Annotated in this window: 10 protein-coding genes and 1 tRNA gene; 3 read left to right on the top strand and 8 right to left on the bottom strand. The window is 57.8% G+C overall.

The window, feature by feature from the left end:
* Positions 1 to 13 precede the first annotated feature (13 nt).
* Both PBDP_RS10890 and PBDP_RS10885 read left to right on the top strand, forming a co-directional pair.
* Complete coding sequence (locus PBDP_RS10890; RefSeq protein ID WP_212796453.1) at positions 14 to 304, top strand: hypothetical protein; 291 nt, start codon at positions 14 to 16, stop codon at positions 302 to 304.
* A gap of 713 nt (positions 305 to 1,017) precedes the next feature.
* Positions 1,018 to 1,698 (top strand): class I SAM-dependent methyltransferase, encoded by a 681-nt coding sequence (locus PBDP_RS10885; RefSeq protein ID WP_212802225.1) that lies wholly within the window; start codon positions 1,018 to 1,020, stop codon positions 1,696 to 1,698.
* Positions 1,699 to 3,070: 1,372 nt separating this feature from the next.
* Here the strand turns inward: PBDP_RS10885 and PBDP_RS10880 are convergent.
* The 7 genes from PBDP_RS10880 to PBDP_RS10850 form a co-directional block, all read right to left on the bottom strand.
* Positions 3,071 to 4,975, bottom strand: a complete 1,905-nt coding sequence (locus PBDP_RS10880) for a tyrosine-type recombinase/integrase (RefSeq protein ID WP_249411847.1) — start codon at positions 4,973 to 4,975, stop codon at positions 3,071 to 3,073.
* A gap of 222 nt (positions 4,976 to 5,197) precedes the next feature.
* Positions 5,198 to 5,273, bottom strand: a tRNA-Gly gene (locus PBDP_RS10875).
* 63 nt (positions 5,274 to 5,336) lie between these two features.
* Positions 5,337 to 5,897: a CDP-diacylglycerol--glycerol-3-phosphate 3-phosphatidyltransferase gene (pgsA, locus tag PBDP_RS10870; RefSeq protein ID WP_018608070.1), complete on the bottom strand. Its 561-nt coding sequence runs from the start codon at positions 5,895 to 5,897 to the stop codon at positions 5,337 to 5,339.
* 32 nt (positions 5,898 to 5,929) lie between these two features.
* Complete coding sequence (gene uvrC, locus PBDP_RS10865) at positions 5,930 to 7,753, bottom strand: excinuclease ABC subunit UvrC (RefSeq protein WP_109751823.1); 1,824 nt, start codon at positions 7,751 to 7,753, stop codon at positions 5,930 to 5,932.
* A gap of 2 nt (positions 7,754 to 7,755) precedes the next feature.
* Positions 7,756 to 8,397, bottom strand: a complete 642-nt coding sequence (gacA, locus tag PBDP_RS10860; RefSeq protein ID WP_003182764.1) for a response regulator transcription factor GacA — start codon at positions 8,395 to 8,397, stop codon at positions 7,756 to 7,758.
* 127 nt (positions 8,398 to 8,524) lie between these two features.
* On the bottom strand, positions 8,525 to 8,959 hold the full coding sequence (locus PBDP_RS10855) for a GNAT family N-acetyltransferase (protein ID WP_109751822.1): 435 nt from the start codon (positions 8,957 to 8,959) through the stop codon (positions 8,525 to 8,527).
* 10 nt (positions 8,960 to 8,969) lie between these two features.
* A complete protein-coding gene (locus PBDP_RS10850) occupies positions 8,970 to 9,728 on the bottom strand; it encodes a carbon-nitrogen hydrolase family protein (RefSeq protein ID WP_176688170.1) in 759 nt (252 codons plus the stop codon).
* A 616-nt stretch (positions 9,729 to 10,344) separates the two neighbouring features.
* Here PBDP_RS10850 and PBDP_RS10845 point away from each other — a divergent pair.
* The gene (locus tag PBDP_RS10845) at positions 10,345 to 11,415 is read left to right on the top strand and encodes a 3-deoxy-7-phosphoheptulonate synthase (protein WP_109751820.1); all 1,071 of its coding nucleotides are present in this window, start codon (positions 10,345 to 10,347) and stop codon (positions 11,413 to 11,415) included.
* A 60-nt stretch (positions 11,416 to 11,475) separates the two neighbouring features.
* On the opposite strand, the gene PBDP_RS10840 is transcribed toward PBDP_RS10845, so the two are convergent.
* Positions 11,476 to 12,537 (bottom strand): hypothetical protein, encoded by a 1,062-nt coding sequence (locus tag PBDP_RS10840; RefSeq protein WP_232200179.1) that lies wholly within the window; start codon positions 12,535 to 12,537, stop codon positions 11,476 to 11,478.
* Positions 12,538 to 12,672 lie beyond the last annotated feature (135 nt).

Here is a 12,672-nt window from a genome sequence, read left to right as displayed (position 1 = left end):
GAGTGATACTGCCATGCTGTTGGAGAATGAAATTCAATGCTTGAAACTAGGCCGGGAATTATCGACCAAACTATCGAAGTGCCGGGATGACCCTCTCGCCATGTGGCTGGCCAGTTACATTCGCAGGTTAATGTGCGAATTATTGGAAGCTGAAGATCCGAGCCAGCTGGCGCGAGCAAGTAGCGCCTGCATGGACGCCATATTGAAGCTCTGGGAGCACCGCGGGTTGCTGCCCTGCGCGAATCAACGTCGTCCTGCGGACGGTGTCGCGAGCCAGAGTTTTAAAGCGAAGTCAGACAAATGAATACATAGATAATCTCGCCATTGACCGCTCTAGGACTTGGCAAAAGTCCTTTGGCGCTTAAGATTTTCTCAAAGAGCCCAGTGAGCATGTGCTCTCTGGTCACGCCACGTCGTAGCGTCGTGTAATGCTCAAGTTGATTAAGTGGGGGAACGTAAGGCATTCGGTCGGTCAGGACCAAGGCCAGGACTGTTCCGTGCGGGAAAAACCCGAAGGTTAAAAGCAGTGTACCGGCCCCCAACTGCCAAACCGCTATCCGTCAGATCTCTTTGCTTACTCCGTCTGTCGACGTCAAAAGCCGCCATTCTTTAAAAGCTGACATCGCCAAAATTGATTCTCAGCAAGCAGGTATCCGCTGACGTTAAAACTGAAGTACATCGCAGCGATTGAAGCCATGAATGAGACCTACCAATCTCACCGGCAACGCGATGATGTTATTGACGCCCAGCCATCAATACAGCTCATGGTTATATGCGATCACGCAGCTAGCTCTTCGTCACCCCTGCCGTAAAATCACGCCACGGTTACGCAGCCCCCTGCCTCATCGTCAATAGGCTCCACGCCCATTCTGATAGAAGCCATAAGATTTTTTGAATGACCTGAAAGCTCCCATAGTCACGCAGCCCCCGGCCACAGCCATGACCGCACCAGGTCAGAACGAGGATTACAGTTCATACCCTCTGGAATTATTCGCTGCAACAAATGGAGCCCCATTGATGCCCGATCCGATCAAGCTTGAATTTTCCGAAAAGTACGACGATAAGCACGCGCAGAGTTATTTACTCAAGCATCAGGACAATCTGGCCCGCCGTTTATCCCACAAACGCGACGAGCAATTGGCGCGTAGTGCGTTGGTCGCCGCTGGCGAGCCTGGCTTGGTGCTGGACTTGCCGTGTGGGGCCGGGCGTTTCTGGCCGTTACTGGCGCAAAAGCCTGGTCGCGTGATCATCGGCGCAGACAATTCTGAGTCGATGTTGAAGGTCGCAACCATCGCCCAACCGGCGGAGGTGGTGAAACGGGTTCGCCCGTTGCAGACCTCTGCCTTTGCTATCGATTTACCGGACAACGCGGTTGACAACATATTCTGCATGCGCTTGATGCACCACATCGGCGCCCCCGAGCACAGACTAGCAATACTCCGTGAGTTTCAGCGCGTTACCCGCGACAGCGTAATTATCTCACTATGGGTGGACGGCAACTTCAAAGCGTGGAAACGCAAGCGTACCGAAGTGCGTCGTCGCAACAAAGGAGAACAGGACGGCTACCAAAATCGGTTCGTATTACCGGCTAATACTGTCGAGTCAGAGTTTGAACAGGCCGGCTTCCGTGTTCAGAAATCCCTGGACTTCATACCGTTCTACGCCATGTGGCGAGTGTATGTTTTGCGCAAAAAATAATAGGATGGCTATCGGCCGCTTATTCACTTGATGGTGTTTATAGTTTAAGCCCCCTCGAATCATAGGCCACATGATCAGCTCCGTGGATGGGCGCCTCGTGTCTTTCCGATGGACATTTCTCCCCAACGGAGACAGTGAGCGAACGATTAGCAACCATTACGAGCGAATTGCCGCCAGCGTGGGCGAAGACGGTTTCATCATAGGTCGAAAGACCTGGGAAGGTAACGGCTGGATTACCGGACAGCGCATAGAGGCCTCGGGGAGTCTGCTTCTCAGGCCCAACGGTAGAGGTGGAGATGGCAGGTGCCTGCCACTCTCCACTTGCGTGCAGGGACAACGAACGTATTCGTCAGCGCCTGGGCAAACGGTGGCTTAAAGCGATAGTAGGTTAGGGGGCGCACCACATGTCTACACGTAGGTCTGCGCAACACGTAGTTCGTATTATTGCTACGAGGATCTACGGCTCATACATTGGCAATTTATCTTTTTCGTGCATAGCAGCATTCTGCCCTACGAACTTTTAAGAGTAATCCCGCCCAGCTATTATCTCCGCGCGAAGCCACAACCACCATGAAGCCAGGTTGCGCAACACTCATTCACCATCAACTAATGATCCAAAAGACTCGTCTGGACGCATTCAGAATGTGAGAACGTTACATAGGAGCCACGTAATTAGGCTTCTCAGCCACTTTCTTCCACATGTGAAAATAACACGACGGTTCTGGATCATAGAGCTATCCAACAAATAGAAGTTAATAATAGCTAAAAGCTCTTCGTTAGATCTCCCCGGCCCAGACCAACATCAGGACGGAGGTTATCAAGGGATCGATCTGAACCAGGAGACAGGCACCGCAAGGAAGCAAAGGCCAGTACAGGCGTCTAAAAAGGTACCTAGCGGTTGCACCCCGGATGAGGCCGCTAGCATGTACACAGCTCACAGTTTCAATCCATGGGAAAAATCGTTTTACCGGCCGATTGATGCTGCCATACGCTGGTGTGGGCTAATGGATCACGAGGCTCGAATTCTAGACAGCGCCTGGGATTGTCCAGGCTTGCTGTCGAAGCAATTTCCCCAATGGCCATGTCTGCATATCAACATGGGGAAAATTCTCGATGCCATACGAAACAACGAGATCCCTTATGGTTATTTCGGTGTGACGACTCGGCCAGGTAGCCCCGTCGACTACAGACTCGTAACTGTCAGGCATACAGATCTCAAATATTGGATGATTCACCATTATCCAGACCAATTCCCCACATTTCTATTTGGAAGGAAGACGCCTGATGAGTCAAAAATAAGTATTGATACCTACCTGACGCTACGAGCTGATCGAGATGCTCTCGAAGTCAAGCTTAGGGCGATAGAGATCGCTCATGAGGCCCTTCTGGAGGAACTCAAGGCGATAGGCTTAGAAAGAGAACGCTTACACTCTCTAGTTGAGACACGAGGCGAGCTAAATGACCGTAGCGAGGCTGGATATCTGTGCGTCATCGGCGCTTTACTCGAAACCCTTCTTGGATCCTTAAGTCGCTCATGAGGCTCACAGACAGCCCGATAAAGCCTCCACGCATCGACATCCGGAAACCGCGCCAGTGCAGCAAGTACCAACTTGTGCCGCAGTGGATCAAGCTGCCATTCGGGAATGCGCTGACCGCGATTCCCAAGGCTCAGCGACAGCAGGCGGCGAGCCTTGATATCGCGATTGATCTGATCTCGGGATTTCCCTGCCAATTTGGCGAAGACAAGCAGCGGCAAATTACTCGAAGCCTCATAGGTGGCCAGCATCTCGGCACGTTCGCGCTGGATGTCAGACACGTGAGATTTATGCGGTTCAGTCGGCACCGATAGAGGTATGAAAGGCGACTGATGCGACACAACAAGAGCCGGCTCATCGTTAACCGAAGCCTTGGGCACCGAGGCGGTTGTCATCGGAAAGGTGCCATTGAACTCAATTGAGTTCGCGCTCGCGTTTTCTAGCGACGGCAGCGAAGCGGCCCCCTCCAAGCGGATGGTAAGCGGGGAGCTTGCCGCTTTCAGCTGGCCCTGCCCCCACAGATCCAGGCGGTTCGCCCAATCCTGCATCATGGTCCGGCGCTGCTCGACGTACTCCGCGTGGTTGTAAGCCGCACTCACCTTGTCCGGATCGGCATGAGAAAGCTGAGCATCCACCCAAACCTTCGGGTATCCGATCTCGTTCAGCGCCGTCGAGATCGTCGCCCTCATCCCATGACCAGTGAGTTGATCGGCATACCCCATCCGACGCAACGCGCCATTCAGCGTGTTCTCACTGATACGCTTGCTCAGATCGCTTCGATGCGCAAACAAGTAGCGTTGTGCGGGGACAACCTGTTCCAGTAAGTGACGCACAATCTCCAGAGCCTGAACCGACAATGGCACGATATAAGGCGGTACATTTTGGGTCTGCTTACCTGGCTTGCGCATCGCTAGCTGGAGTTGTTTCACCACTTCCGCCGGTATGACCCACAAGCGCTTCTCCAGATCGAACTGGTCGGGTGTCGCCAATCGCAATTCGCCCGTGCGGACACCGGTCAGCAGCAACAACCGAAGGCCAAGCCGAGTTTGGTTGGCGCCGCCGTAGTTTCGAAGAGCAGCCATCAATGCCGGGAGCTCGCCCATACGAAGAAAGGGATTGTGCGTAACCGGAGGTTTGGGGAGCGCGACCACATCGAGGTCTGAAGCCGGGTTATGTTCCAGCCCCTCAATTTTCACCAGCGCATAGCGGAACAATTGGTTGAACCAGGTCCGGCATTTTTCGGCTGTCGTTAAGGCCTTGCGCTGTTCGATCCTGCTCAGTAAATCCAGCAGATCGTGACGATTGATATCATAGATAGACCTCCCACCCATTACGGGCAGGACGTCTTTACTGAAGATTCTCAATATCTGCGAGAGCGTGCTCTGGCGCCCTTCCTTCAGGCTCAGCCTGCGGAACTCCACCCACTGATTGAACACGGCCTCGAAGGTGTGCTCCTTCGCAGCATGAACAGCAAGTCGCTGTTGTTTACGATGCTCATAGGGATTGATGCCCTGGGCAACCAAGGCGCGCGCCTCGTCACGTCGAGTACGTGCTTCTTTGAGGGAGATTTGTGGGTAACAACCCAAGGACATGCGCTTCTGCTTGCCTGCCCAGTAGTAGCGGAAGAGCCAGACTTTTCCGCCTCTGGCCGTCACATTGAGCGTGAGACCATCACTGTCACCGAGGGTGTAGTCATTACCGGTGATTCGGGCGTGCCGAACTGTCATTTCTGAGAGTGCCATCGCGAGCTCCTGAACAGAGTCAGGGCCAGATGCTCATCTCGCTACACAATCTGCTCCAGCATTAAACCGATTCAGTGCTCGTCAGAATCCTGGACTCAATTCTGGACTTAAACGCACCGGATAGTGCTGGATTTCAGTGGTTCCCACTGGAACGAAAAAAGGGCCTAAAGGCCCTTATTTCAATCACTTACAGAATTCAGTGGAACTCTGCAGCGCAATATTTGGAGCGGGAAACGAGACTCGAACTCGCGACCCCGACCTTGGCAAGGTCGTGCTCTACCAACTGAGCTATTCCCGCGTCTTGGTGTGGCGCATTCTATAGATTCAGACTACGCCGTCAACCCTTTGATTCAAAAAAGTTTTATTTCGGCTCTACATCCGTCCGCAGATGTGGCCAGGCGGCGCGCAGGTACTGGACCATCGACCACAGCGTCAGGCCGGCGGAAACCAGCAGCAATGCATAGCCCAACAGCACCCAGAAGCTGAAGTCTGACGGGTTGGCCAGCAGGATCACCAGCGCCAGCATCTGCGCGGCGGTTTTCCATTTGCCGAGGTTCGACACGGCAACCTGGGCGCGGGCGCCCAGCTCAGCCATCCATTCACGGAGCGCCGAGACGACAATTTCGCGACCGATGATCACCGCCGCCGGCAAGGTCAGCCAGAGGTTGCCGTGTTCCTGCACCAGCAACACCAGGGCCACCGCGACCATCAGCTTGTCGGCCACCGGGTCGAGGAAGGCACCGAACGGCGTGCTCTGCTCCAGGCGTCGGGCCAGGTAACCATCCAACCAGTCCGTCGCGGCGGCGAAGGCGAAGACCGAGGCGGAGGCCACGTAGCTCCAGTGGTACGGCAAATAAAACAGCAATATGAAGATCGGGATGAGCAGGACGCGTAGGACGGTAATCAGATTTGGGATATTCATCGGCACAACTGGCTGCGAGGTTGACGGGCATTCTACTCGCTGTGCAGGTTTGCATAAATCGACTCAGCGAGCTTTTTACTGATACCGGGTGCTTTGGCTATCTCCTCGATGCTGGCACGAGACAGTTCCTGCAATCCACCAAAATGTTTCAACAAGTCGCGACGGCGCGTCGGGCCGACGCCTGCCACACCTTCGAGTGTAGACGTACGGCGCGTCTTGCCACGGCGGGCACGGTGCCCGGTGATGGCGAAACGGTGGGCTTCGTCGCGGATCTGCTGGATCAGGTGCAACGCCGGCGAATCGCCCTTGAGGGTGAACTCATGGGCGGCATCGTTGAGGTACAAGGTCTCGAAGCCGGCCTTGCGCGTCGCGCCCTTGGCCACGCCCAGCAGGATCAGGTCGGGCACCATCAGCTCATTGAGCACATCGCGGGCCATGGACAACTGGCCCTTGCCGCCGTCCACCAGGAGGATATCCGGCAACTTGCCCTCCCCGTCCTTCAGCTTGCCGAAGCGGCGCATCAACGCCTGATGCATCGCCGCATAGTCATCTCCGGGCGTGACGCCTTCGATGTTGTAACGGCGGTAATCGGACTTGATCGGGCCTTCAGGACCGAACACCACGCAGGACGCTACCGTCGCCTCACCACTGGAATGGCTGATGTCGTAGCACTCCAGCCGTTGCGGCGGCTCGTCCAGGTTGAGGACATCGGCCAGGGCGTCGAACCGCGCGGCCACGTGCTGGCGGTTAGCCAGGCGCGCGCCCAGGGCCTGTTCGGCGTTGGTCACGGCCAGTTGCTGCCAACGGGCACGGGTGCCGCGCACGCGATGGCTGATGGTCAGTTCACGACCACGAAGCTTGTCGATGGCTTCGATCAGGGCCGGAAAGTCTTCATGGACCACGTTGACGATCAACTCGGCCGGCAGGTCGCGTTCCGGACTGCTGATGTAGTACTGGCCCAGGAAGGCCGCCATGACCTCGGCAACGTCTTCCTCGATACCGACCTGGGGGAAAAAGTTCTTGCTGCCCAATACGCGACCGCCCCGCACGCTGATCAAGTGCACGCAGGCGCCACCGGGGTTGATGAACGCGGCGATCACATCGACGTCGCCACTGCCGCCTTCCATGCTTTGCTGGTCCTGTACCCGGCGCAGCAGGCCGATCTGGTCTCGCAGTTCGGCGGCCCGTTCAAATTCAAGGTTGACCGCCGCGTCTTCCATCGCCGCTGACAGTTCATCGGTCAGTGCATTGCTGCGCCCCTCCAGAAACATCACCGAGTGACGCACATCCTCGGCGTAGACCTCGGGTTCGACGAACCCGACGCACGGCGCCTTGCAGCGCTTGATCTGGTATTGCAAGCAAGGCCGGGTGCGGTTCTTGTAGTAGCTGTCTTCACATTGGCGAACGAAGAAGGTCTTCTGCAGCAGGCTCAGGCTTTCACGAATGGCCCCGGCGCTGGGGTAAGGGCCGAAATACCGGCCCTTGGCCTTCTTCGCCCCGCGATGAATGCTCAGGCGCGGGAACGCCCCGTCGGACAGGAACACGTACGGATAAGACTTATCATCACGCAGCAGGATGTTGTACGGCGGGCGCCATTCCTTGATCAGCGTCTGCTCGAGCAGCAACGCCTCGGTTTCATTGGCGGTAATGGTGGTTTCGACTTGCGCGATGCGCCCCACCAGGGCAGCGGTCTTCGGTGCGAGGCCGGTCTTGCGGAAGTAACTGGCCAGACGTTTCTTGAGATTCTTGGCCTTGCCGACATACAGCAGGCGCGCGTCGCTATCGAACATGCGGTACACGCCTGGGCGGCCACTGCATGTAGACAGGAAAGCGCTTGGATCAAACAATTCAGTCATTATCAGGCGCTGGCATCGACCATGCCGTGGCGCACCGCCAACAGTGTCAATTCGACGTCACTGCTGATCGAAAGCTTCTCGAAGATACGGTAACGGTAGGTGTTGACGGTTTTAGGCGACAGGCACAGCTTGTCGGAAATGATCTGCACCTTCTGGCAACCGACAATCATCAAGGCGATCTGGATTTCCCGCTCCGACAGCGCATCGAAAGGCGAATCGTTGGTCGGTTGGAATGACTTGATCGCCAACTGCTGGGCGATTTGCGGGCTGATGTAGCGTTGCCCGGCGAATACCAGGCGGATGGCCTGGACCATCTCGTTCAAGCCGGCACCCTTGGTCAGGTAACCCGCTGCGCCCGCCTGCAATAACCGGGTAGGGAACGGATCTTCTTCGCAGACAGTTACCGCGACCACCTTGATGTCCGGGTGACTGCGCAGCAGCTTGCGCGTGGCTTCAAGACCGCCGATGCCGGGCATCTTGACGTCCATCAACACCACGTCGGGTTTCAATTCACGAGCCTTGATCAGGGCTTCTTCCCCGGATTCGGCCTGGCCAACTACCTGCAGGCCATCGATGTCAGCCAGCATTCGTGTAATGCCCGTACGGACGAGATCATGGTCATCGACCACTAACACCCTAATCAAGCAGACACCTCACGATTTGGTCTTATTTGGGTTGCCCCACACCTTAGCAAAAAAGCATCCGACAGACCTAGCGCAAAGGGACAGATAAAAGTTACAACACATCTTTATCGGCACGGCATCCTAGGCGTCAAGCGCCGACGTCCCGCTGCATCCTCAGGAAACATTCATCCTCGCCCACAATGCGCAGGCCCATGCGTTCGTACAACACCCTGGCCGGATTATCCTTGAACACCGTCAGGCGCAGCGCCGGCCGACGCTCCAACCTTACCATGTCCCAAACCTGTCCGATCGCCCAGGTACCTGCACCTTGTCCGCGGAACGCCTCCCCTATTTGCAATTCCCGGATATACAACGCCCGGGCATCACGACTGAGGCTGACAAAACCCAGCGCCTGGCCCGCACGACTGATTATCCAGTTCTGGCGAATGATCCAGGCCAGGTCGAACGCTTCGTCCTGCCAGAGCAAATCATGCTTGAGGTAATAGGCAAGCATATTGTTGCAAGTCAATTGCCGGGCGAAGCCGATGTCCCCGGCCGTTGCGGCACGCCACTCAAAGCTCATGAAGACCTCATCACCCCATTGCCACCGGCACGACTTGCCCCTCCCAGCCGTTGGCGTCGCGGCGGGCAATCACCAACAGTTCACCCGTGCCTGGCGCCGCCGCGAGCAACGCACCGTCCGGCCCCCAGATGGCACTGCGGCCAGCCGATTCCCAGCCTCCGGTGGCGCCGCCATGATTTGCCATCAGCACGGTCATGGCATGCTGCGTGGCATATCCTTGCAACAACGTCGTATCGGGCACGTAGCCACCCTCGGTAATCAACACCCCCGCGGCATACAGCGTAGCGCCCCGCCCGGCTGCCGCAGCAGCATGGCTGGCGTGGGAAAAATCGGCACATACCGCCAGCGCGATGCAATCGCACCCCATCGCCAACATCGAGCCGCCCTGCCCCGGGGCGAAGGCGATTTCTTCACCCGGGTGCAGATGCTGCTTGCTGTACACCCCAAGGGCACCGTCAGCGCCAAGAACCAATGCGCCGATCAATACCGGGCCATCCACCGACAGCCGAATCGGCATGCCGACTACCGCGGTCAGGCCAAGCTCACGCGCCAAGTCACGCAGCGGTTGCAGTACGGCATCCTCCGGCAAAATGGCCAGATCCGCCGCCAGGCCGCGTTCGTAGCCGGTGAGCGACAGTTCAGGGAATACCAGCAACTGTACTCCCTGCTCAGCCGCCACCTGCATGAAACGCTGATGGCACGAGAGGTTGGCGCGGACGTCCCCCGCGATGGAAATCGATTGGGCGGCGGCGAAGGCTGGAGCGGTCATGGGGCTTCCTGAAGAGACAGTACAAACCTGAAGTTTGTCATAAAGCCCGGCGGACTCAAGCCAGGACGAACAATTGCATGCCCTCGATAGAATTTTCTGATTGAACCGGCGCACCGCCCTCTAGTAAGCTCGGGGCCATTCATCGGAGACAGATCATGTTCAACGCCCTCTCACCGCTTCAAACCGCCAGCGCCCCGCGCTCGGTTGCGGCTGCCCGGGCGAACAGCGTTCAAACTCCGGTCAGCTTTTATTTTGGGTATTGGTTTAGCCACTGGCGCGCCTGATACCCAACCGGCGCCCACTTTAAACGGGTCGCCTTCCAGAGTTTTCCAAACCCCCGGTCGGCCTCCCGACCGGGGGTTTTGTTTTTCAGGCCCCAAAACATTTGCAACACCCGACAACTTGAGGATTGAGCCATGAACTACGCCACTTATTACCGTTACGACAGTTTTTCCGCCTGGCGATTTACCAGCCACCGCTCGGGACAGCCTGCCGCCTCCGATCGGTCACCTACCGGTGGCAAGCCTCAGTTGCGGGCCAATACGGCCAATTGTCGAACACCCCACTAGGACCGGCGCGCGGGAACGAACCCGCCACCCGTCCAGGAAGCCAGATCATGAATTCATCCGTCTCCGCTTTGCCGCTGTCCACGCTCAACCCTGCCAATGAAGCCCTGACCCTGCGTCTGCCGAGCTCGTTGCAGCTCAAGCATCAACTGCCCCTCAGCACCGCGCTGAGCCAACAGGTGAGCGCCCATCGCCAGGCCATCCGCGCGATCCTCGATGGTGAGGATTCCCGTCTGTTGGTCATCGTCGGCCCCTGCTCGATCCACGACCCGAAATCCGCCCTCGAATACGCCGCCAACCTGGCTCGCGTGGCCCATGAAGTGAGCGACAGCATGCTGCTGGTCATGCGCGCCTACGTGGAGAAACCTCGCACCACCGTGGGCTGGAAAGGCCTGGCCTACGATCCCGGCCTGGATGGCAGCGATGACATGGCAACCGGCCTGACGCTGTCCCGGGAGCTGATGCGCGAGATGCTCCAACTGGGCTTGCCCGTCGCCACCGAACTGTTGCAACCCATGGCCGCCAGTTACTTCGACGACCTGCTCAGTTGGGTCGCCATCGGTGCGCGCACCACCGAATCGCAGATCCACCGGGAAATGGCCAGCGGCCTGGGCATGCCGGTAGGGTTCAAGAACGGCACGGACGGCGGGGTCGGCATTGCCTGCGACGCCATGCGCTCTGCCGCCCACCCCCATCGGCATTTCGGTGTCGACAGCCAGGGGCATCCGGCGATCATCCAGACGCCGGGCAACCCCGACACTCACTTGGTGTTGCGCGGTGGCCATCGCGGACCGAACTATGACCGCCAAAGCGTCACGCAGATACACAGTGACCTGATCCGCCTGAAGATACCGGCCCGGATCATGGTGGATTGCAGCCACGCCAACAGCAGCAAAGACCCGCTGCGCCAGCCGCAGGTGTTCAATGACGTGTTGGAACAGCGCCTGCAAGGCAATCGTTCCCTGATCGGCATGATGCTCGAAAGCCACCTGTTCGAAGGCTGCCAGCCACTGGGTCCATCGATGCGCTACGGCGTATCGGTCACCGATGGTTGCCTGGGCTGGGAGTCCACCGAGCAGTTGTTGCGCGAGGCCCATCAAAAGCTGCAATTACCAACCTGAGTCGCGAACACGCCTTCCCCTGGAACCAGGGGAAGGCGTGGGCCTTGTGGGAACCTTCGCTCAACCTGACACCGTGGAACGCACCTGAACTGTCACGCCCTCTGAACGCTGGCTGACGTCATCCAGGCGCTCGACCTGATAGAACACGCCCACCGATCTGTTGCCTTGACCCCGCCAATACGCCGCGGGAATCACAAAAACGAGCGGCTGGCCTGCCGTGGCCTCGGTGATTTCGCGCTCCAGGACATAAGCGGAGTTGCCGTTGCACTGCAACCAGACCAGCTCTCCCGCCTCAAGCCCGGGATCATCGATGACAATCGTCACTCCCTCTTGCAGGTCGCTGACATCCAGCCAGCCGTCGTTCACCTCCCGAATCCGAGGCGTCTTCAACGCGGGACGCAGCAGAGGACCGATGTGCAGCGACAAGGGCTCGGCGCGACGCACTGAATGTCCACGCCTGACGACATAGACCAGCGCCAAGGTGTGTCCCGCATGGGGAGCGATCAGCGCATGATCGATCCAGAGCGACACCTCACGACCGACAGCATGGGCCTCTATCTCGAGCACGTCGCGCCAAAGCGCCTTGGAATCCTTGTTGGCCGTCAGGATCAACCGATCGCCGACCGCCATCCTGGCGTAGGGCCGAATCGTCACCCAGGTTCCATCAGGCACCCGATTCGGATCAAGGCAGCCACCGACCGCATCGTTGGCAATGGCGGGCAGCAGTTGCGGTGACACATCGCCGACTTCAAGTTGCAGGGGCTCAGAAACCAGGGTGTCGGGCAATCGTTTGCCCGTTACTTGGTAGGAGATCTCCAGCGAACCACCGTCCAACTCGGCGATATGCGCTTCGCGCACGACGAACACCACGTCCCGCCCTACTTGCCGCTCCGTGACGAACCCGGCCACTTCATGCCGGTAGGGCCCACCTTCGTTGTTCAGCCCATGCCAGCGCAGCAGCACCTCATCTCCGCACGTCATCATTGGATAAGGTTTGACGGTGATCAGGGTCTTGCGCCAGGCGGGGTCTATCACCCCTTCCCTGGCCGCTGCCAGGATCGGGGGCGGCAGTCTTGTTCCTGACGTTGAACGGGATCGTTGAAGAGATGGGTAGATGATCATGTGCAGGCTCCAGTCCTTGGATGAAGGCACCGTTCGCATAACGGCACCCGATGGAGCCATTAAAACCGGCTCGCCCCAAACCCACAGCCAGACAAGGCGACAAAGGCAGTGGTCTCTGGCGTTCAAAGCTGTAGC

The organism is Pseudomonas sp. St290 (genome assembly GCF_018325805.1).
GTDB lineage: Bacteria > Pseudomonadota > Gammaproteobacteria > Pseudomonadales > Pseudomonadaceae > Aquipseudomonas > Aquipseudomonas bijieensis.
The sequence above is the reverse complement of the archived record's forward strand: the minus strand, read 5'-3'. Positions and strand labels throughout refer to the sequence as shown.